The sequence below is a fragment of the Paenibacillus tabacirhizosphaerae genome, from assembly GCF_040812395.1.
Taxonomy (GTDB): domain Bacteria; phylum Bacillota; class Bacilli; order Paenibacillales; family NBRC-103111; genus Paenibacillus_E.
The window spans coordinates 154,256-175,395 of the sequence record NZ_JBFNXH010000010.1; the positions used below are offsets into that span (position 1 = coordinate 154,256).

Annotated in this window: 21 protein-coding genes and 1 riboswitch; of the genes, 12 read left to right on the forward strand and 9 right to left on the reverse strand. The window is 51.2% G+C overall.

The genetic code is table 11. The features are described from left to right. The first annotated feature begins 103 nt into the window (after positions 1 to 103). The 3 genes from ABRS97_RS18285 (at position 104) to ABRS97_RS18295 (ending at position 2,747) form a co-directional block, all read left to right on the forward strand. Positions 104 to 466 (forward strand): hypothetical protein, encoded by a 363-nt coding sequence (locus ABRS97_RS18285; protein WP_367816267.1) that lies wholly within the window; start codon positions 104 to 106, stop codon positions 464 to 466. A gap of 259 nt (positions 467 to 725) precedes the next feature. Continuing rightward, complete coding sequence (locus ABRS97_RS18290) at positions 726 to 1,817, forward strand: carbohydrate kinase (protein ID WP_367816269.1); 1,092 nt, start codon at positions 726 to 728, stop codon at positions 1,815 to 1,817. A 21-nt stretch (positions 1,818 to 1,838) separates the two neighbouring features. Then, positions 1,839 to 2,747 (forward strand): pseudouridine-5'-phosphate glycosidase, encoded by a 909-nt coding sequence (locus ABRS97_RS18295; RefSeq protein WP_367816271.1) that lies wholly within the window; start codon positions 1,839 to 1,841, stop codon positions 2,745 to 2,747. Positions 2,748 to 2,795: 48 nt separating this feature from the next. Here ABRS97_RS18295 and ABRS97_RS18300 read toward each other — a convergent pair whose 3' ends face one another. Then, on the reverse strand, positions 2,796 to 3,368 hold the full coding sequence (locus ABRS97_RS18300; protein ID WP_367816272.1) for a nitroreductase family protein: 573 nt from the start codon (positions 3,366 to 3,368) through the stop codon (positions 2,796 to 2,798). Between the two features lie 572 nt (positions 3,369 to 3,940). On the opposite strand from ABRS97_RS18300, the gene ABRS97_RS18305 reads away from it, so the two are divergent. The 7 genes from ABRS97_RS18305 to bioC all read left to right on the forward strand — a co-directional run bounded on the left by ABRS97_RS18305 (position 3,941) and on the right by bioC (position 11,676). Beyond that, on the forward strand, positions 3,941 to 5,566 hold the full coding sequence (locus tag ABRS97_RS18305; protein WP_367816274.1) for an S-layer homology domain-containing protein: 1,626 nt from the start codon (positions 3,941 to 3,943) through the stop codon (positions 5,564 to 5,566). 238 nt (positions 5,567 to 5,804) lie between these two features. Continuing rightward, the gene (bioA, locus tag ABRS97_RS18310) at positions 5,805 to 7,133 is read left to right on the forward strand and encodes an adenosylmethionine--8-amino-7-oxononanoate transaminase (protein WP_367816368.1); all 1,329 of its coding nucleotides are present in this window, start codon (positions 5,805 to 5,807) and stop codon (positions 7,131 to 7,133) included. Then, complete coding sequence (gene bioD / locus ABRS97_RS18315) at positions 7,130 to 7,876, forward strand: dethiobiotin synthase (protein WP_367816276.1); 747 nt, start codon at positions 7,130 to 7,132, stop codon at positions 7,874 to 7,876. The genes bioA and bioD overlap by 4 nt, the downstream gene beginning before the upstream one ends. Before the next feature lie 5 nt (positions 7,877 to 7,881). Next, positions 7,882 to 8,880 (forward strand): biotin synthase BioB, encoded by a 999-nt coding sequence (gene bioB / locus ABRS97_RS18320; RefSeq protein ID WP_483312473.1) that lies wholly within the window; start codon positions 7,882 to 7,884, stop codon positions 8,878 to 8,880. Between the two features lie 15 nt (positions 8,881 to 8,895). Next, positions 8,896 to 10,074, forward strand: coding sequence for an 8-amino-7-oxononanoate synthase (gene bioF / locus ABRS97_RS18325; protein WP_367816278.1), 1,179 nt, complete (start codon positions 8,896 to 8,898; stop codon positions 10,072 to 10,074). After that, positions 10,071 to 10,856: an alpha/beta hydrolase gene (locus ABRS97_RS18330; RefSeq protein ID WP_367816280.1), complete on the forward strand. Its 786-nt coding sequence runs from the start codon at positions 10,071 to 10,073 to the stop codon at positions 10,854 to 10,856. Before bioF ends, ABRS97_RS18330 begins: the two co-directional genes overlap by 4 nt. Next, a complete protein-coding gene (gene bioC, locus ABRS97_RS18335; RefSeq protein ID WP_367816282.1) occupies positions 10,819 to 11,676 on the forward strand; it encodes a malonyl-ACP O-methyltransferase BioC in 858 nt (285 codons plus the stop codon). The genes ABRS97_RS18330 and bioC overlap by 38 nt, the downstream gene beginning before the upstream one ends. On the opposite strand, the gene ABRS97_RS18340 is transcribed toward bioC, so the two are convergent. Genes ABRS97_RS18340 through ABRS97_RS18355 form a run of 4 tightly spaced genes read right to left on the reverse strand, consistent with a single transcriptional unit; the run spans position 11,670 to position 15,579 of the window. After that, positions 11,670 to 13,010: an LLM class flavin-dependent oxidoreductase gene (locus ABRS97_RS18340; RefSeq protein ID WP_367816284.1), complete on the reverse strand. Its 1,341-nt coding sequence runs from the start codon at positions 13,008 to 13,010 to the stop codon at positions 11,670 to 11,672. The genes bioC and ABRS97_RS18340 overlap by 7 nt on opposite strands. Before the next feature lie 14 nt (positions 13,011 to 13,024). Continuing rightward, positions 13,025 to 13,867, reverse strand: a complete 843-nt coding sequence (locus ABRS97_RS18345; RefSeq protein WP_367816286.1) for a MetQ/NlpA family ABC transporter substrate-binding protein — start codon at positions 13,865 to 13,867, stop codon at positions 13,025 to 13,027. A gap of 38 nt (positions 13,868 to 13,905) precedes the next feature. Next, positions 13,906 to 14,556, reverse strand: a complete 651-nt coding sequence (locus tag ABRS97_RS18350; protein WP_367816288.1) for a methionine ABC transporter permease — start codon at positions 14,554 to 14,556, stop codon at positions 13,906 to 13,908. 3 nt (positions 14,557 to 14,559) lie between these two features. Beyond that, on the reverse strand, positions 14,560 to 15,579 hold the full coding sequence (locus tag ABRS97_RS18355) for a methionine ABC transporter ATP-binding protein (RefSeq protein WP_367816290.1): 1,020 nt from the start codon (positions 15,577 to 15,579) through the stop codon (positions 14,560 to 14,562). 262 nt (positions 15,580 to 15,841) lie between these two features. On the opposite strand from ABRS97_RS18355, the gene ABRS97_RS18360 reads away from it, so the two are divergent. Continuing rightward, on the forward strand, positions 15,842 to 16,252 hold the full coding sequence (locus ABRS97_RS18360; protein WP_367816292.1) for a YuzC family spore coat inner layer protein: 411 nt from the start codon (positions 15,842 to 15,844) through the stop codon (positions 16,250 to 16,252). Between the two features lie 65 nt (positions 16,253 to 16,317). Here ABRS97_RS18360 and ABRS97_RS18365 read toward each other — a convergent pair whose 3' ends face one another. Genes ABRS97_RS18365 through ABRS97_RS18375 form a run of 3 tightly spaced genes read right to left on the reverse strand, consistent with a single transcriptional unit; the run spans position 16,318 to position 19,182 of the window. Then, positions 16,318 to 17,115, reverse strand: coding sequence for an energy-coupling factor transporter transmembrane component T family protein (locus ABRS97_RS18365; RefSeq protein ID WP_367816294.1), 798 nt, complete (start codon positions 17,113 to 17,115; stop codon positions 16,318 to 16,320). Continuing rightward, positions 17,106 to 18,581, reverse strand: a complete 1,476-nt coding sequence (locus ABRS97_RS18370) for an ABC transporter ATP-binding protein (RefSeq protein ID WP_367816296.1) — start codon at positions 18,579 to 18,581, stop codon at positions 17,106 to 17,108. Before ABRS97_RS18370 ends, ABRS97_RS18365 begins: the two co-directional genes overlap by 10 nt. Before the next feature lie 4 nt (positions 18,582 to 18,585). Next, positions 18,586 to 19,182 carry an ECF transporter S component gene (locus ABRS97_RS18375; protein WP_367816298.1) on the reverse strand — a complete coding sequence of 199 codons (597 nt, stop codon included), beginning with the start codon at positions 19,180 to 19,182 and terminating at the stop codon, positions 18,586 to 18,588. A gap of 92 nt (positions 19,183 to 19,274) precedes the next feature. Continuing rightward, positions 19,275 to 19,386: riboswitch (TPP riboswitch) on the reverse strand. A 175-nt stretch (positions 19,387 to 19,561) separates the two neighbouring features. On the opposite strand from ABRS97_RS18375, the gene ABRS97_RS18380 reads away from it, so the two are divergent. Beyond that, a complete protein-coding gene (locus ABRS97_RS18380; RefSeq protein WP_367816300.1) occupies positions 19,562 to 20,293 on the forward strand; it encodes a DUF3105 domain-containing protein in 732 nt (243 codons plus the stop codon). 30 nt (positions 20,294 to 20,323) lie between these two features. Here the strand turns inward: ABRS97_RS18380 and ABRS97_RS18385 are convergent, their stop codons facing one another. Beyond that, on the reverse strand, positions 20,324 to 21,118 hold the full coding sequence (locus tag ABRS97_RS18385) for an AraC family transcriptional regulator (RefSeq protein WP_367816302.1): 795 nt from the start codon (positions 21,116 to 21,118) through the stop codon (positions 20,324 to 20,326). Positions 21,119 to 21,140 lie beyond the last annotated feature (22 nt).

The following is a 21,140-nucleotide window of genomic DNA, read 5'->3' on the forward strand; positions in this document are numbered from 1 at the left end:
CCTTTAGAGGCTCAACGGTTTTTTGTACATAACTTCCAATATCATGGGGAAAATATCGATACCTAGCTAACTTACACTCAACAAACGTTTGGAGGTATAGAGCATGTCCTCGCGATTAGTGAAGCTTGCCCTCGTATCATTTCTGTCCATTACAGCCTTGCTTGGAGCCCACCATTTCCATGCCCATCCTAGGGCCAAGCAGGTCAGCTCTCCGCAAGAGCGTTGGGAAACGGCCAAACAAGGCTCGCCAACTTTCTTCAACACGAACCCATTCGGCATGCCCAGGGATGACCGCAGTATCCATAGCCAATCAAATGCTGCGTCATATGGCCTCACACCCCCGACCTCTTACACAGCTTTATCAGAGCAAGCAGCGACTCAGCCCTCATCGAAGTGGAAATATTGGGGACTGCTCGGATTGCTTGGCTTACTGGGATTCGCTAACCGCTCCAAAGCCGCCCGTTAAGAGTTGCTGATCTGCCTGAATGCCCCAGTAGTTGCATACATGAATCGAAGAAGGAGCTGCCGCGGCCAGCTCCTTCTTCGTTTTAATCACATGCCATTCGAGATCACGAGCAGGCTATTTTCTTTTTAGTGATGCAAAAGCAATAATAACAAGGTTTTTGTATGCATAGACAGATACTTTCGGACAATTGTTTGCCATATAGACAAATGTCCAAAGGAGCAGTACACTGGAAGCAGCACCATACAGAAAGGAGCCGCTCATGGATCGGGAACAGCAAATTTTAGCGCTTATCCATCAGAATCCGTTCATCTCCCAACATGAAATGGCAACCAGCATCGGCATCTCAAGATCAGCCGTTGCCGGTTATATCGCTGCGCTAATGAAGAAGGGCATTATACGAGGCCGCGCTTACATCACAGCAGATGATAATACCGTCATGTGCATCGGCGGTGCAAACCTGGACAGCAAAGCGAGCAGCAAGCAAGCGATTCGCCTTGCCTCCTCGAACCCGGTCACCGTGACGGAAGCGTGCGGTGGGGTCGCTCGCAACATAGCTGAAACGCTCGCCAAGCTGTCCTGCCAGGCAGCACTGCTAACCGTAGTCGGTGACGACAAGGCTGGCCAGTGGGTGCTGGAAGAGACGAGGAAACGCGGGGTCGATGTCAGCCAGGCGATTGTATTGCCAAATGAGAACACGGGGATATACACGGCGCTTTTGGATGCCACCGGCGAGATGTTCCTCGCTTTCGCCAACATGGAAATTTACGATAAATATTCACCTGCGCTCATCAAAGAAAAATGGTCGCACATTGCCGCATCCAAGCTGGCCATCGCGGATACGAACCTGCCTGCCGAAACGTTGGATGATTTGATTAAACGCTGTAGCGAAGATGGTGTTCCCCTATTCGTTGACCCTGTTTCCTCAGAGAAGGCGAAGAAGCTCCCCCAGCAGCTCCAAGGGGTGACCGCGATTTTCCCCAATCTGGAGGAAGCCTGCGAGCTTGCGGGCGTTCCCATCACCGCGGAGCCTGACTTCGTTAAGCTGGCGGAAGCTATCCGTACTCGCGGCGCGAAGCACGTCTTCATTACGCTTGGCAGCAAAGGCATAATGTATCATGGCGAAGAAGGAAGCCAGCTTTTTGCCCCCATTCCGACGAAAGTCGTGGAGGTAACTGGCGCGGGCGATGCCTTCCTAGCAGGAGTCGCTTATGGCGTGCTGCACCATCATTCCTATATCGAGGCCTGTTCTTACGGCCTTGCCGCTGCCCATATCACGCTGCAAACCGCAGATTCCGTTGCCAGCGAGCTGAATGAGGAACGCCTCATTCAAACGGCTAAACCAACAACTTAATTAAAGGAGACTATCCCTGCTATGAATAAATACCTCACGTTTACAGATGAAGTGAAAGAAGCGCTAGCTACTAATAAGCCAGTCGTCGCACTGGAAACAACAATTATTTCCCACGGTATGCCTTATCCGCAGAACATTGAAATGGCCAAGAAGGTCGAGCAGATTATCCGCGATAACGGCGCAGTTCCGGCTACGATCGGCATTATGGATGGCAAAATCAAGATCGGTCTGAACGAGCAGGAGCTCGAAGCGTTCGCCACAAACGGAAACGTGGAGAAAGTCAGCCGCCGCGACTTCCCGTATATCCTGTCGTCCGGTAAAATCGGCGCGACGACTGTAGCCGCAACGATGATCGGCGCCGCACTGGCTGGCATCGAAGTATTCGCGACCGGCGGTATCGGCGGCGTACACCGCGAAGGTGAAGACACCATGGACGTATCGGCCGACTTGACCGAACTTGCGCAAACGAACGTCGCGGTCGTCTGCGCTGGCGTCAAATCCATTCTGGATATCGGCCGCACGCTCGAATACCTGGAGACCCACGGCGTTCCGGTTGTCGGTTACAAAACCAGCGAGTTTCCTTCGTTCTATGCACGCGAAAGCGGCTACGGCGTAGACTTCCATTTGGAAGAGGCTGCCCAAGTAGCCAGCATGCTTCGCACCAAATGGGAGCTTGGCATGAACGGCGGCGCAATTATCGCCAATCCCGTGCCAGTCGAGTCGGCCATGAACCACCTTGAAATTGAAGGCGTTATTCAGCAGGCGCTGGCTGAAGCCAAAGAACAGAGCATTACCGGCAAAAAGGTAACGCCATTCCTGCTTGCGCGCATTAAACAATTAACCGAGGGCCGCAGCTTGGAAACCAACATCGCGCTCGTCTATCACAACGCGCAAACCGCTGCTCAAATCGCAGTCGCGCTAAAAAAATAAATAAAAAGGATGCAGGGACATGCCCCGCATCCTTTTTTTAAAAGTCTTCTACTCGCTGAGCCATACCGTTTTCTGCGCGAATGGCACCCGTTCCGCCTTCGGCGTCGGCATATCCGGATAGCCGATATAAATGAACCCGACCAACTCTTCTTTTCCTTGAAGATTGAAAGTTTCCTTCATTTTCGGATGATAGGTCGGTGCTCCAGAGCGCCAAACTGTGCCTAGTCCAAGCGCATGAGCAGTTAACAGCATATTTTGTACAGCGGCATGGACAGCCGCGTATTCTTCAATTTCCGGCACAGTCGGATGATCCGTTGGCGCTACAGCTACAGCGATGACGACCGGCGCTCGAAAGGCTTTCTTCTCTTGCCCGCTTCTCACTAGCGCCAATTCCTCTTCAGACACATCACCAGCCTCAGCAGCCGCAACTTCCGCATACCCCCGCGCTAGTAGCTTTCTGCCGTCTCCCGTCATGACCCAAAAGCGCCATGGCTCTGTATGACAATGATTCGGCGCCCACACAGCAGCTTCAAGGATCTCTTCGATTAAGGCTTTATCTACTGGCTCGGATTTGACTTTACCGATACTGCGCCGTTCACGAATCGCTTCTTTCACATTCATTCAATCCGTCACTCCTCTGTCAGAATCACATACTTGCCTCTATTCTGCACGATAGAAATACCTTTCGCAAATCAGACATTAGAAATGTAGATAAGCGAGAGCATAACAAAGGATTCTCTCTATGTTAATGCTTGCACAGTGCGTTTTGCTACTAAACGAAAAAAAGGATTCCGACGAACTCGATGTTCGTGGAATCCTTTTCTATATGTTGGCGAGAAATTACTTATCTTTTTTAGCGTGTGAACCGTCGCAGTTACCTTCAGTGTTTTGTGTGTTGCCGCATGCGCATTTACCCATGGTTTCAACCTCCTCGCTTCATCAATGTTGTTGTGTTTATTATATCTATTTCACTTACATTTGTAAAGTAGTTTATTTAAAATTAGTAAATGAGGATAATAATCATTCTCACTATAAGTTAGTTGATGAGGTTAATTATCATTCTCATTTGCCTATGAAACTATTTTACTGGACTTAGCACTCCATCACATAGACTGCCAACAATTTGACAATGACGCACCTCATCATGCAATGTATAGTTATAGTATCTTATCATTCACTATCAGGAGGTATTTATGAAATCTAGTAAACTCACAACACTTGCGATTTCGGCAATTGCATTCTCTATGTTGTCGTCTGCTGCTCTTGCGAATCCTTCGCAGACCGCTGCCGCTGCAGCATCCACTTCTGACTTTACGGATTTGGCCGGTATCGACGCTGGTCTGAAAGCTAAAATCGACGCCATGATTTCGGCTGGTATTTTTGAAGGCGTCTCTAACACTTCATTCGGTCTTACACAAAATATGACTCGTGCCCAATTCGCAAAAGTAGCTACATTAATCTATGGCATTAAAGTGGATCCTACCGTTAAGGTGTCCAGCTTTTCCGACGTCCTTGCTGGTGATTCAGCAAATGGTTGGGCCATCCCGTATATTGAAGCTGCGAAAAAAGCCGGCTTGATTGATGGTGTCACCGACACGACATTTGTCCCTGGCGACTCGGTTACAACCGGTCAACTGGACACGGTTCTGCTCAAAGGTTTAGGCAAAAAAGTGAGCGTAACCGGCACGCCATGGTATAGCGACGCTGTGAAACAAGCGACTGGTCTCGGAATTCACGCGGCTAGCAAAGCTGGCGATCAATCTGCTACTCGCTCGGATCTGGTTCTGAGCTCCTACGCCGCTCAAGGCGCATTTCAAAATCAAACGCTCGTTTCCGTCAAAAGCGTACAAGCGGATTCAGACAACAAAAAAGTACAGGTTACTTTAAACAAAAAAGTGGATACTGCCAAAGCGACACTGACACTGAATAAAGGAACTGCCGTCGTAAATACTACAACGGAATGGTCCAGCGATGGCACAACTGCAACACTAGTTGCCAAAGACGGCGCACTTACTGCGGGTGACTACACCGTAACGCTTGGCGGCTTGGACGCTGCATCTATTCAGACAGCTACAGGCAAGCTGACCATCTCTGCGCCAACTACAGATACAGGGAACGTTGCAATTTCGGGCACTTATGTCATCCCTAATGTGCTTGACAGCGGCATAACCGACTCAGCAACAGGCCTGGATTTACTGGCTACGAAAGCAGAAGCTGAAAATCCGGCACTCAGTCAGCTCGCCAAAGAAATTGAAATAAAAGTAACCTCAGGCGGGGAACCGGTAGCCATTCCTGGCGTTGTTCAGTCCATTCAATCTTCGAATCCAAGCGTTGTTAAAGCCGCGGTATCCGCTGACCATCATGCTTATGTGCTCGGTAACAAACCCGGTACCGCTGACGTTTTATTGATTGTACGCATCGGTAATAACGATGACAAGCAATTGCGTGTAACCGTCACTGTAAAAAGCGACAGCATTGCAGCTAAAACAGTGAAAGCCGGCAATTCGTCAATCGACAGAAATGTCTCCGTAGCTACTACGGTATACGCCTTCGACGCTTATACAGATATGGATTTGAGTGTCATCGATAATTACGATAACAAGTATGAAAAAGATGAGATCAGATCCTACAATTTCGCACTGGGTACAATCTTCATTGCAAACGATATTCAAGGCGCGTCTGGCAGTCCTGTTGGAACTGTCTCCATTAATTCCAGTGGTAAAGTCACTGTAACCGGTAATGTAACCTCCTTCGAATTAACAGCAGTGCTTCCATCCGGAGCAAAAGCAACGAGTTATGTAACGCTGAAACGCGTGTAACATCAAGCAACTAATCGAAAAGGCGAGCAAATTGACACCCAATTTGCCCGCCTTTTTTTATTTTGCTTGTGGAACCCGCAAGCATTCAGTATGCTACTTTTTCTTTACAACAGACTCTATGGTCTGCTAGAATGGCTACATTCGATTGTTAACCTATTCTATTGTTATTTGGTTGACAATTAACATAATTACCGGATGGTGATAGCTTGTGACACCGCATTATGAGCAGCTTGCTGCCATGAACAAAGCTCATTTATGGCATCCCTTTACACAAATGAGAGATTACGAGAATGCCGACCCACTCATTATTGAACGCGGTGAAGGCATTATGCTGTACGACGTTCATGGACGCGCCTATTATGACGGGTTCTCTTCGGTCTGGCTAAACATACACGGACACAACGTACCTGAGTTGAATCAGGCGGTCGCGGATCAGTTAGGGCGTGTTGCGCACTCCACGCTCCTCGGCATGGCCAATGTGCCTGCCATCGAGCTTGCAGCAAAGCTGGCGGGGATCGCCCCGCAAGGTTTGACCAAAGTGTTCTACTCTGATTCAGGGGCAACCGGTGTCGAGATCGCGGTCAAAATGGCGTTTCAATACTGGCATAACCAGGGATTAAAAGATAAAACAACTTTCATAACCATGAATCAAGCCTATCACGGAGATACGCTTGGCGCGGTTAGTGTCGGTGCTATCCCGCTCTATCATGATGTGTTCCGCCCCATGCTCTTTCCCACTCACATCATTCCATATCCTTATGCTTATCGCCATAAAGGCGGTGAAACGGGAGCATTAGAAACTACGCTAGCCTCACTGCGTGCTCTGCTCGAGACTCAGGCGGATAAGATTGCCGCTCTCATTGTAGAGCCCATTGTGCAAGGAGCCAGCGGCATCGTTGTCATGCCTCCAGGCTGTTTGCGAGAGATGGCTGCGCTGTGCCGCAAGCATGGCGTACTGCTCATCGCCGACGAGGTGGCGACTGGTTTCGGCCGCACGGGCGCTATGTTCGCCTGCGATCTCGAAGGCGTTTCACCTGATCTGATGGTAATCGGCAAAGGGCTTACAGGCGGCTATCTGCCTGTTGCTGCGACGCTTGCGACGGATGAGGTGTACGGCGCATTCTACGCCGATTACCAGGAGCAGAAAACATTTTTCCACGGTCACTCCTTCACAGGAAATCCGCTTGGTTGTGCCGTTGCTTTGGCTAGTTTGAAGCTGATGGAAGAACGCAACATGGTTGAAGGCGTACGAGCCAAGGCGTCTTATGTAGAAAATAAGCTCGCAGCGCTGAAAGATCGCCCGCACGTCGGTGAAATCCGGCAACAAGGGCTGATGGTCGGAATTGAGCTCGTCCGCGATAAAGTTTCCCGCGAGCCCTACGATTGGGCGGAACGGATCGGCGTTCGCACGAGCCTGCGAGCCAGGGAACTCGGCATGCTAACGAGGCCGCTTGGCAATGTAGTTGTTTTCATCCCTCCGCTTGCCAGCAGCGAAGCTGAATTGGATGCAATGGCTGATATATTGGCGGAATCGGTACTTAACGTCACTGAGGACGAGGCTGTATGAATAAAGCGAACGCTGAACAGATACGCGGAATATTTGTGACAGGGACAGACACTGGCGTTGGGAAGACGGTTGTGACGGCTGCCCTCGCCCGTGTGCTGCGCGCCGAAGGGCTGAATGCCGGTGTCTGGAAGCCGGTGCAATCTGGGGCACTTCTTGGTAGTGGAGGTACCGATGCTGAACGGCTGCTGACAAGCACGGGAATTGATGAACAGCCCGAGGCGGTAGCGCCGTTTTCATTCGAGGCTCCGCTTACGCCGCTGATCGCCGCCAAGCAGGCCGGTGTAACCCTTACGCTGAAGGAACTGATCGCTGCCGGCAAACCGCTTGCTGAACGTTACGAAGCGCTGCTCGTCGAAGGCGCTGGCGGCGTCGCTGTTCCGCTGACCGACGACGCCCTCGTTGCGGATTTAATTGCAGCGCTCCGCATACCTGCTCTGATTGTCGCCCGGCCCAACCTCGGCACGATTAATCACACACTGCTAACTGCATCATTCCTGCAGCATCGCGCTGTCCCCATCGTAGGCGTCATTTTGAATGACGGCGAATTAACGGAGCTGCATAGCGATCCTAGCCTTGCTATGAATGCCGAGCTAATCGAACAATATAGCGGGCTTAAGGTCCTCGGACGGCTTCCCCGCTTGCACGCCGAAGCGAATTCAGAGGCGTTGATGCAAACCGTAAAGAAAACAATCCAGTTGGCGCCGATCAGACAAGCATTGGCAGTTCCATCTACGGGAGGATGAATACTATGGACAGAATGGCAGTCGAAATAGAGTGGCAATCACTTGCCCGCAAAGCGTTAGTCGGGGAATGTTTAACGTTAGAGGAAGGGCTTGCCGTACTCGAGGCCGACAATGATCAATTGCTGCCGCTCATGCAGGCTGCGTATACGGTAAGGAAGCATTTTTACGGAAATAAAGTGAAGCTGAACATAATCATCAACGCGAAAAGCGGCCTTTGTCCCGAGGACTGCGGCTACTGCTCGCAATCTATCGTTTCAACGGCTCCGGTCAATAAGTACACCCTGCTCGATAAAGACACATTGCTTGCCGGTGCGCGCGAAGCGCTGGCACGTAAAGCGGGAACCTATTGCATCGTAGCAGCTGGGAAAGGCCCGACAGACAAAGAACTCGAGCAAGTGGTCGAAGCGGTTAAAGAAATCCGTGAAACCATGCCGCTAAAAATTTGCGCCTGTCTGGGCATTTTGAAGGACGAGCAAGCCGAAAATCTTGCAAAAGCCGGCGTACATCGATATAACCACAACTTAAACACCAGCAAAGCCAATTACCCCTCCATCACTACAACCCACACCTACGACCAACGCGTTGAAACCGTTGAAAAAGTTAAGAGCAACGGCATGTCCCCCTGCTCCGGCGTCATTATCGGCATGGGCGAGACCCATCAGGAAATTGTTGAAATGGCTTATGCCCTTCGCGAACTCGATGCCGATTCGATTCCGATCAATTTCCTGAATGCGATTCCGGGAACTCCGTTGGAGCATGCAGGGCGCACGCCGGCAATGAAAGCATTGAAGGTACTGGCTCTGTTTCGCTTCATTTGCCCGTCGAAAGAAATTCGCGTAGCAGGCGGGCGCGAGGTCAACCTGCGCACACTGCAGCCTTTGTCTCTGTACGCTGCGAATTCCCTCTTCATAGGCGATTATTTAACAACAGCAGGCCAAGACGCTTCAGCCGATTATCAAATCATTGATGATCTGGGCTTTGAAATTGAATTGAACGCCCTTTAAGGCGGTGACGACCACATGAAATGGATAGAAAAAGAACTTGAAACTTTGGCTGGATCCTCGCTGGAGCGTTCCTTACGTGTCAGCCGTACGGTCGCAGAATCTCCTGGTTACACGGATCGCGGGGGAGGAGCACTGCTCAACCTGTCCTCCAATGACTACCTTGGGCTCGCCCAACACCCGGCCATCATTGAAGCCATGCGCGAGGCACTGCTGACGGAAGGGGCCGGCTCCGGCGCTTCGCGTCTGGTGACAGGCAACAGGCCGCCTTATAGCCGCCTTGAGGAAGCGCTGGCTGATTGGCAGGGCTGTGAAGCAGCGCTTGTTTTTGCAAATGGCTATATGGCAAATACTGGCGTAATTGGCTCGCTGTTGGGTCGGGGCGATGTCGTTTTCAGTGATTGGCTGAACCATGCGAGCATTGTGGACGGCATCGTATTAAGCCGCGCAGAGCATGTCCGATACCGTCACAAAGACATGGAACATTTACGGGCATTATTGGATAAGCACCGGGATAAGCGGCGAAAGCTGATCGTTACAGACGCCGTCTTCTCCATGGACGGAGACCAGGCTCCTTTGCATAAACTTGTCGCGCTCAAACAAGAGTATGAAGCCATGCTGATGGTTGACGAGGCGCACAGCGGAGGGATTTATGGGCAGCAAGGCGAGGGATTATGCCATGCGCTCGGGTTAAAGAAGGATGTGGATATTCATATGGGATCGTTCAGCAAATCATTCGGTGTCTATGGTGCATATATATGCGGCAGCCGCACATTAATTCGATGGTTGGTGAACAAGGCAAGACCGCTTATCTATTCAACCGCACTGCCTCCTTCGATTGTATCCGGGATTGCAGCGGCATTGGTTCTCGTAAAGGGCGAGCACTGGCGCCGTGAACGACTTCACGCGGCAAGCCGTTTTTTTCGTTCTACGCTTAGCGACGCCGGGTTTAACGTTAGCTCTGGGGACACTCCTATCGTACCCGTGATCATCGGCGATAATGCCGCGACCGCGCGTTTCAGCAGTGCGCTGGAAGCTGCGGGCATTGCGTCAGCAGCCATCCGCCCGCCTACTGTGCCAGATCACACCGCGCGACTCCGCTTCTCCTTGTCAGCCGTACATACAGATCGAGAACTGATCGATGCCGCCATGCGAATCCGAAACGTCGGACATCAATTAGGGGTGCTGCGTCCATGAATGCAATGGGCAACAGCGGCACGATCCTGTGGCTGACAGGATGGAGCATGCCGGATGCCGTGTTTGATCGGCTGCGTAGGTTGCTGCCGGACTTTCGCCATATTTCCGTCGATTACAGCCATGCCGAATCACCGGAAAAAATGCTGTTCCTGACTGAAACCGCGGCAAAAAATGTCCTATCTTCGGAGATATCCTCTAGCAAAAGGACTGACCGCAGCCCGCTGTTAATTGGAGGATGGTCCCTTGGCGGCTTGCTTGCGCTTAGGCTGGCGGCCAACGGATATGCCGATGGCCTTGTGTTAATTGCGGCAACAGCCCGCTTTACCCGCCCCAAAGAAGAGATGGCCCGCGGATGGGCAGATGCCTACGTCAGGCAAATGATGACGGGGATTACGAAAGATCGGCAAGCGACGGAGTCTAAATTTCAGCAGCTTGTGTTTACAGACGCGGAATGGGAGTCCGGACTTGGCACAGGTTTTCCTCCAATCGGCAGTTGGACGACTCCTGCGCTCATCGCAGGTTTGCAGATTTTGCGAAACGAGGAACTCTTGTCCAGGCTGCCGGCAATTGATTGTCCGGTTCTTCTTGTACACGGCACCGAGGATAAGATTTGCCCTTACGGCGCTGCATTAGAGCTTGCAGCCCAATTGCCTCAAGCCAAGTTGCTGACCATCCCCTACTGCGGGCATGTACCCTTCTTGGGAAGGGAATCACATATTGCTGAAGAACTGAGGAGATGGTGGCATGAGCAGCAAGATACGTGCAATCCGGAGTCAATTTAACCGCAGTGCAGCAGGTTCGTATGATACTCACGCCCATGTGCAGCGCAAGATGGCAGGCGGTCTTGCAGAAGCTCTTACAGCGTGGAAGGATGAAAGTGGCACAGACAGAATCAACATGCTCGAGATCGGCTGCGGCACAGGAACTCTGACCGAAATTTTGTATACGGAATGGCCCTGCTCGTCAATTACTGCCCTTGATATTGCTCCCGCAATGATTGATGCAGCTGAACAGCGCCTCCGCTCAAACTATGCAGGTTACAGCAATAATCAACCGGCTCGTTTACACTTTCTTCATGCTGATATCGAAGAGTGGGCCGCTGATTGCGGAGCGGATTCATTCGACCTCATCGTATCCAACGCTTGCTTTCAATGGCTCAGCAATCCAAGGCAGACACTGGGGCATCTCCGAAGAATGCTCCGGCCCGGAGGTTTGTTACTGTTCACCACCTTCGGCCCGGATACGTTCTACGAGCTGCACGAAGCATTCAATGAAGTTTATAAAGCCAGCGGTCTCGAGCCGCAACGGCACGGTCTTTTGTTTCAATCGATGGCGCAGTGGCGCCATTCGCTCGATGCAGCGGGATTTTCAAATATTCACTCTCAGCGCGCAATTCAAACGGAAACTTATGCTTCCGTAAGAGACTTCCTTCATTCGGTTAAAGCAACGGGAGCAAGCGCCTCAGAAGCTTCCACAGTAAGCGGCATCAGCCCGCGACGCCTTTTCGCCAACATGTATAAGGAATATGAGCATAAGTTCAGCATACAGGGGGGCGTCGCTGCCACTTATGACCTCGTTTTTGTCCAAGCAAGCGTCTATTGATGGTGCCGGTCTCTTACAAAGCGATTGCTCGGTTTCGCCAGCCCCAAGTGCTCCCGCAGTGTACTGCCTTCGTAATCCAGGCGGTAGAGGCCTCTTTCCTGCAAAATCGGAACCACTTTATCGACAAAATCCTCCAGCACGCCCGGGAGAATCGGCGCTATCAGCATAAAGCCGTCGGCGGCTCCTTCCGTGAACCATTTTTCCAATACATCTGCGATTTGTACCGGCGTTCCGATCAACTCCAGATTCGAGCCTTCTTCCAACAAGGCATACAAATCGCGCAGCGTTGGATTCGCATGCCGGATAAGCGCCGTCATCCGTTCAAAATGGCTTTGAATCCCGTTTTCTTCCGGGAAATCCACCTCCGCAGCAGGCGTATCCAGCGAATACTTGCTGAAATCCACTTTGCCCAGGTATCCGGATAAGAAGCGCAAGCCTTGCTCCGGGATCAATAAATCGGAGATTTCTTTATGTTTGGCCTGAGCTTCCTCCTTGGTATCCCCGATAATGGGCGATATCCCTTGCAGAATATGAAGCTCCTCAGGAGATCGGCCATAATCGGACAGCTTGCCTTTCAAACTTTTATAGAATTCTTTGGCTTTTTCAATATCTTTAACGTGGGAAAACACAACCTCTGCCGTTCTTGCGGCGAACCGCTGCCCAGGTTCAGAAGCGCCGGCTTGCACGATCACCGGCTGTCCTTGAGGCGACCGCCCGATATTCAACGGGCCCTGGACAGCGAAATAGTCCCCCTTGTAGTTCAACCGATGGAGCTTCTCGGGATCAAAGAAAACACCGGATTCTTTGTTCTGCACGAAGGCTTCCTCTTCCCAGGAATCCCACAAGCCTTGGACAACGTCGATGAATTCCTCCGCCCGCCGGTAACGCTCATCGTGTTCAACGTGGTGGTCGCGATTGAAATTAAGCGCCGTTTCGCCTGTCGCATCGCCGGTAGTCACCACATTCCACCCTGCGCGTCCGCCACTAATATGATCGACGGAAGCAAATAAACGCGCGAGGTTGTAAGGCTCATGGTAGGTGGTAGAAGCCGTGCCGACAAGACCGATTTTCGACGTGGCTCCGGCTAATGCTGCGAGGAATGTCGCCGGTTCAAACCGGTTCAGAATATTCGGATGCGAATCTTCATTCACAGCCAGACTATCCGCATAAAAGGCGATATCGAACTTTCCCCGCTCTGCCGTTTGCGCCAAATATTTGTAGAATTCAATATCAATGCTGGCATTTCGAGCGGCATCCGGATGCCGCCAAGATGCAACATGAATGCCGGTGCCTATTAAATAGGCGGACAAATGGATCTGCCTTTTGGAAGCCATATGCATCCCTCGCTTTACTTATTATTCTTGTAGGCGTCTTTAAAGTTTTTCAACTCTTCTACCGTAACTTTTGTCGGGATATAATTCCCCTTGTAGGTTTCCGTGATAAAATCGGAAACGGCTTTGGACTGATAAATGTCTACCAGCTTTTTAAATTCCTTTTTGTTCTCATTTTTCTTCGTGGTTGCGATGATGTTGATATAAGGTTTAGCGGTATTGCTTTCATGATAAAGAGAATCTTTCAGCAACAGTCCCGCTTCTACGGCGATGCCATTATTAATAATGGAAGCGGCGACATCCTTCATCACGCGTGGCGTATTCGCGCCAATAATCGGCACAATTTCAATATGTTTCGGATTCTCTTTGATTTTATCGGCTCCACCTTCGCCATTGAAATTGTCCACGACTTTAATTAAACCGGCCTCTTGAAGCAGCAGCAGCGCTCGTCCCCAGTTGGAGTTGTCATTGGGCACGGCGATTTTGGCATTGTCGGGAATGTCCTTGATATTCTTGAATTTATCGGAATAAATGCCTAACGGAGCAATAATGGTTGAACCAACAGGCACAATATCCGTGTGATTTTTCGTATTAAACTGATCCAAATAGGCCACATGCTGATAGGCATTGGCATCAATCTCTCCATCGTTCAGCACCGTGTTCGGGTCGACATTCGCATTGAATTGGACCACTTTAATCTTGAGGCCTTCTTTCTCCGCTTGCTCTTTCACAAAATCCCACGTGCGGCTTTCCCCGCCCCGAATACCTATTTTGATCTCCTGCTGTTGGGCTGATTTCCCGCACCCAGCCACCACCACTGTGATTATTGCTATGAGCAGCCATACGCTTATCTTCTTCATCGTCATTTCCCCTATCCCATTATGTAAGTTGGTTTTCTTTATTTCCTGCGTATTTTCCGCGCCGACACGTTGCCGAGCGATTGAATCCCTTGTACAAGAACAACAAGAATAATAACGGTCGCCACAATCGTAATCGTGCTAAACCGCTGATAGCCATAGGTAATCGCCAAGTCGCCAATACCTCCGCCGCCAACAGCCCCGGCCATCGCCGTCGCGCCAATTAAGCCAATTGTCGCTGTTGTCAGGCTTAAGATTAATGAACCGAACGCCTCAGGAATCAGGAAACGGAAAATAACCTGTGACGGTGTAGCCCCCATCGCTTCCGCTGCTTCAATGATGCCCGTATTCACCTCCAATAACGAGTTTTCCACCAACCGGGCAATATACGGACCGCAATAGATAACTAATGGAACGATCGTTGCCGTTGTGCCAATGGATGTCCCGACAATGAACCGCGTGAACGGGATAATTGCCACTAAGAGAATAATGAACGGAATAGACCTAAACACATTAATGACCGGGTTCAGAATTGAAAAAACAGCATTGTTCTCCAAAATGTGGCCTTTGCGGGTAACGACCAATAAAATCCCGATCGGAAGGCCGATCAAGGATGCGAACACCAAGGATACGCTTACCATGTACAACGTTTCCCACAGCGCCTGCACAATTTGACTGATACTCACTTCCATCTGCTACGAAATCTCCTTCACTGTTACATTTTGCTGCCGGATGTACTCGTAAGCTCGGTCGATTTCGGCTTCTTCGCCTTGGATTTCGATAATGAAGTTACCGAACGGCACGCCCTGCAGCTCGATAATCTGGCCAAACAAGACACGGACCTCGTTATCGAACTGCTTCGCAACCTGCGAGAATAGGGACTGCCCAAAGCCCTCTCCCAAGAAATGAACCTTGAAAATTTTCGACCTTCCCTTCGTACTCGCCAGGAGCTGCACAATGCTTTGCGGGATATCGTCTCTCACGACCGAGCTCACGAAATTGCGCGCCGTTTCCGTCTTCGGCTTGGCGAACAGCTCCAGCACATTGCCTTGTTCCACGACTTGACCGTGTGCCATCACTGCAACCCGGTTGCAAATCTCCTTAATGACATTCATTTCGTGGGTGATGATCAGAATTGTGATCTGAAACTCTTCATTTATTTGCTTTAGTAATTGCAAAATGGAATTTGTCGTTTGCGGATCAAGCGCCGACGTCGCTTCGTCACACAATAAAATGGACGGGTTCGTAGCAAGCGCCCGGGCAATGCCCACCCTTTGCTTCTGGCCCCCGGACAGTTGATTCGGATAGCTCTTGGCTTTGTCGCTTAATCCTACGAACGATAACAGCTCATTTACCCGTTCCTGAATTTCTTTCCTGGGGGTTTGGCCCAGTGTGAGCGGCATTGCGACATTATCAAACACGGTTTTGGACTCCAGCAGGTTAAAATGCTGAAATATCATGCCGATGTTCTTCTTCACATCCCGCAATTCTTTAGCCGTCAACGCCGTTAAATCTTTGCCGTCCACAATTACTTTGCCTGAGGTCGGCCTTTCCAGCATATTTACTGTGCGAATTAACGTGCTCTTGCCAGCTCCGCTGTGTCCGATCACGCCAAAGATATCGCCTTTTTCCACCGTAAGACGAATGCCTTTCAGCGCTTCTACTTTCTTGTCCGGAAGTTCAAACACTTTCTCTATATCTTGAAACTCGATCATTCCCATTACCTCCGTATGTCCTATACAACAGATGCCTTTTCAACAATTTTGCAAAAAATGATAAAAAAAAGACACAAATTCTAAATTGAATTCGTATCTCCGTTGGTTCGGTAGATGAAATATAACAATTCCTATGTGTTTAGTATTATATTGCGCGATTACCTTTCTGTCAATCGTTGGATCAGGGAGGGATTCACCTAAACCTGTTCTTTTCATATACTGGCTTAAGCTTAAGGTTCACTTCAAGTAAAGGAGAACATTCATGAACGACTCTTACTCCTACTATCCGGGGGTGCACCCGCATCTCTATTCTTCATCCTACGACGGCTTATACCTGCCTCCCGCTTATCGTCCCGTTTACTGGACTCCAGAACGAGACTTTCCGCCTGTGGATACGAAAATACTTACGCATTCCGTTACCGCCTTTCAGCGGCTTATGAAGGATGCCTCGCTCCTGCTCAGCAAGTTAGCCGATCCGCAGATCGCCAAGCAAATCATGGCGGCCGCACAAACCGGCAATCAACAGGAAGTCGATCGCATTGTTCGCTCCTTCGGCTGCGAATGTTCGGTGAAGACCAGCTACTCCCCCAGCAGCGTGCAGTTCGAGATCAACACCCAGACGCATGAAGTCCCATGCTGCCTCTTATCCATGTCGCTCAAATGGGGACGATAGAGAAAAAGCCTTCCCTGCCACGTGGCACGTGGCGGGGGAGGCTTTTTTTGGGTGAACCTGCGCGGTTATCTGACATCCGCTGCGCCGCTAATAAGCGGGTACGCCACGCCTAAGTAATAGGCGGCGCCAAGCAGCAGGATGAAGTACAACAAATAGATGAGATCCCACGCTGTGTAGGTAATCCGGTAGTAGTAGGTTCGCTGGCGGAGCGAGGAGAACCGCTTCGCCTCCATCGCGACCGCCGTTCGGTGGGCACGGCGGATGCTCTGCGCCAGCAGCGGAATGGCGTACATGCGAAGCGTCGTGTACCAGCCTGTGAAGAGGCTGCGCCGTTTCTTGCCCCGCACCTTCAGGGCGTGCCGAAGGGTTTGAAACTCTTCGAGGATGACAGGAACCATGCGGAGTGCCGCCAAAAAGCTGTAAGCGTATTTCGGCGCTACGTTCCACTGCTGCATCATCGAGTAGAACAGCGCGACGGGCCGTGTCGTCAAGCTGAACAGCAAGCCCACCGAAGCCACCTGGAGACCGCGGAAACCCAGATGGAGGCCGCGGTAGAAGCTTTCTTCGGTGATTTTGACGAATCCAAGCTGGAACCACAGCTTGGTGCCATTGCCGAACATCATCATCCCCGTGGAAGATGAGAAGAAAATAAGCAGAAACGGCGATGCGTACAGCAGCAGCCGTTTGGTAGGATGGCCGGAGAACAACATCAGCAGCAGGAGCGCGCCTACGGTGAGATAGATCATCGTATTGAGGTTGTGCGTGAGCACAACAACGATGAACATAACAATGGACAGCAGCAGCTTCACGCCGGGGTTCACCCGGTGTAGCCACGTTTCGCGGTACGTGAACGTCATTTGCATAGATGAGGCTCTCCTTCCGCCGCGCGGCCAAAGCTTGGGGACTGCGATGGAGCAAGCTCTTTCGCAAGCCCCGCCTCGACCTGCCAAACCCGGGTCGCGAACCGGTTCACGATTTCCGCATCGTGCGTAATCATGATGATGGCCGTTCCGCTCGCGCGCAGCTGTTCGAGCTTCTCCAGCATGCGAAATGTACGCTGCGCATCCAGCCCGAAGGTCGGCTCATCGAGCAGCAGGATGCGCGGCTCCCGCACCATGGCGGAAGCGACGCTAAGCCTGCGCTTCTGCCCCGTCGACAGCTGGAACGGGTGACGGGTACGAAGCGCGAGCAGGTCATACTCCCGAAGCATTGATTCTATTCTTCCTTGCTGTACACCCTCTGGTAGCGAATAGGCAATCTCGTCTTCCACAGCGTGCGTCACGAACTGGAACTCAGGGTTCTGGAACACGAAAGCGACGCGCTCAGCGAGCTGCTCCACTTTGTTTCCCTGCACCCCTTCGATCCGGCAGCTGCCCTTCGTTGGGATCAACCGCATGATCGCCAGCAGCAGCGAGCTTTTACCCGCTCCGTTAGCGCCAACCACCGCGATCCAATCTCCGGGATAGACGCTTAAGTTATCCACAGAGGTCTTGATTTCTCTCCCGCGAATGCCAACGAAATCCTGCATCGTCATGAGCGGAGCAGGGGAAGCGTGCTCTTCAGACAGCCGGAGCGGCAGCCCCATCTTCCGCTCATAATCATCCCAGACGCCGGGATACCAAATCCCGTACGCAATCAATTGATCTTTACAGGCTTGGAAAATGTCCTGCGGACGCCCGTCGGCAAGCAGCCGACCATCAGGCGCCAGCACGATCAAACGGTCAATGAAATCCAAAATGCCGCTAATTTTATGCTCAACGATCACGAGCGTTCGGTCAACGCCGACCTCGCGAATCGTGTCCCACACCTGTTTCGTGCCTTCCTCATCGAGAAGTGCCGTAGGTTCATCGAGAAACAGCACTTGCGGCTCCAGCGCGAGCACGCTTGCAATCGCCAACCGCTGCTTCATGCCCTGCGACAGCTGCCCGATGGGCGTGTGAATATCCGCAAAACGCAAGCCTACCCTTTCTAAATAACGTTGAATGAGAGGCAACATTTCCGCGCGCGGGACTCCGAGATTTTCTAAAACAAAGGCGATTTCCTCGTCCACATAAGGCATGCAGAATTGCGTGTCCGGGTCTTGAAATACGTAGCCCCAATGCTCCGGCGTCCGGATCTCATCCGCTTTTTGCGGAATTTCCACGACATTCGGCACAATGCCGCTCAGCACTTGAAGCAGCGTCGATTTCCCGGAGCCGCTCGGCCCCAGCAGCAGCACTTTTTCTCCCGGCTCTATAGTCAGTGAGATCCCCTGAAACAGCAAGGGGGCGTCTTCTCCGGGATATTTTAAACGTAGATTGGTTACGCCTATGGTTTGACTTGGCTTCATGCCGCTACCCCAGGATGTCGTAATCTTTCTTCGCAACAGGACGAACAAGATTCAACACGCCAGTACGAGCAAGCGCCTCTGCCAAATAGTAAGCAAACACGCCCGCAATCAACGCGCTGCCCAGGAGACGCAAACCGATGAACAAACAATAGTTCCAGAACGTGAGCTGATCAATGTACCCGTAATAATTGTCGACCAGCAGGGAAAAGCCCGCGGATAGGAACGATGCCAACACCGTCACGCCAACATTCGCTCTGCGGTATAAGAAAAGCGCGAAGATGAGTTCAGCCCCAATCCCCTGAAGAACACCGTACACGAGTGTAGACACTCCCCAAGATCCGCCGAAGAGCGCCTCGATCGTCGCTGCAGCTACCTCAGCCAAAAGGGCAACGCCCGGTTTGCGAATGACTAAAAAGGCGAATGTCGCCGCCATGAACCACATGCCGTAACTCAACTGCTCCGCATGAAGGCCAATTGGCTTCAAAATATCGTACATAGGCCCCCATATTCTGTAGATCACGCCGAACACCGCTGCGATCACGATAGTGACCAGAATGTCCGTCAATTTCAAGCCTTTGGATGCAGATTGTGCTTTTGCCATTTGTACATCAACTCCCTTTCCCTTACTTGAGATTATGAAATGAGATAGGCGAACACGAAAAAGCCCACCGGGTAGCGGCAGGCATAAGATAAGTGCGGATAGGCACAATGTTCTCTACGCTGGCATTACCCAGATCAGATTAACGGTCAGCGGCATAGGGCCACTATCTCAGCCTGACTTCATCAAGCACCCGTGTTGCTATTCATTTGGCTTAACTCTAGCCGATTACCAGCTATTTGGCAATGCTTTTTTTACCACCGCTGCCTTGGATTCAATTACCTGCTACCTCAGTTTGACTTCTCCCTTTCATGAAACTACAATATGTAGTGTAAACTCCAATGCTGCTATTCATCATTTCATCCCAAAGGAGCCCAGAAATATGGATCAAACTAACGTACAGTCAGGCCTTGATTTAACGTCCATTTTACTCTACATAGGCATCGTCATTCTTGCTCTCGCCATCGCCAGCTATGTCCTTGCAGCGAAAACGAACAAAGCGAATACGAGCCGATTAAAAAAAGCCGAAAAGCAGGTACTTCAAAAGAAGCACAAATCAACGCGCATGATTTCGCATGTCCTTCTGACTCTGGCGATTTTATTTATCGGAACTTCCCTCATTCAACGCTCATCCAGCACGTATCGTATAGAAAAGTTAAATTACAACGCACCGATCCAAGTGACAACGGACAAAGATTACGGCCGCGGCCATTCCGAAATGCCCTTGAAATACGAGATGGCCATTCCCACATCCGGTACGCACAGCCCTCACGATCTGAAGTTCGGCTTTTATACGGAAAAACCGGGGTATGAGAAGCTCGTTCATAATTTAGAGCACGGCGATATTATTATTTATTATCATCCGGACGCGCAGCCTGAGCTGCTGGACAAACTGCGCTATCTCGCCAAATTCAAAGAAGCAGGAGCCGGCGTACTCGCTGTTCCCAATCCTGATGTGCCCGGCGACCAGGAGGTCGTTGTGAACGCATGGACGAAAACCATGTCTCTGACCAAGTTCGATGAGGCGAGTGTCGGTACGTTCATCTATCAGAACATTAACAAAGGACCGGAGCAAATTCCGCCAGAAGTTCGCCGCGGCGGGGGTACGATGTAACCCATGTGACGCTATATGACGCTTGCCCCCTTATTTACGCACCACTTCGCGATCGGAGACCAAATCCGTCGGTACAAGCCCGGTGAGACGCCTGAATACTCTGTAAAAGTAGGACGGATCGCTGTACCCGATAAATTCCGATATTTCAGTGACCGTCAGCGCGGAGTGCCTGAGCATGTAGATCGCCGTTTTGATTCGGGTCGCGTTCACATATTCGGAAATGGTTTGCCCCGTCACCTTACGGAACAAGGAGGCCGCGTAGTTGGGCGAACGGCTGATGCAGACGGCCAGCTCTTCTTTGGCCACATGTTCCCGGTAATGGCTCTGAATGTATGCCTTCATTTGCTCGACCAGTTGCCCGCTAACGCTCGCGGCTGCGCCGCCATCCCATTCTCTTTGCAAATGAACGAACAGCTCTTTTAACAGCGCTTCGCACAGCGTCTGATAATAGGGCTGTTTGTCTTTCCACTGCTGAAACATCAGGCGCAAGCGATCCAGTATGAGATCGTACTTGCCGGTCGTCCCGCTGACGTATTCTGTCGCGCGCAAGAGCGGAAACGGCTCCGCCAGCCCATCCACAGCAAAATGAACGACATATTTCTCATGCACCATCGTGGGCACACTTTTCCCGTAGTACCTCGTCACGCCCGGAATGAGCAGCCACTGCCCCTTCTCCAGCACTTGTTTCTTCTCTCCCTCTTTCCCGCCGATCCAATACACGCACCTGCCGTAGGTGACCAGAACCAACGTCCAATTCGTGCTGCACCCGCCTTCTTCTTCATACCAATTGCTGGTTTTGTCATACTTGAACAGCTTAACCTGCATCCTCTCGCCTCCGTCCATACTT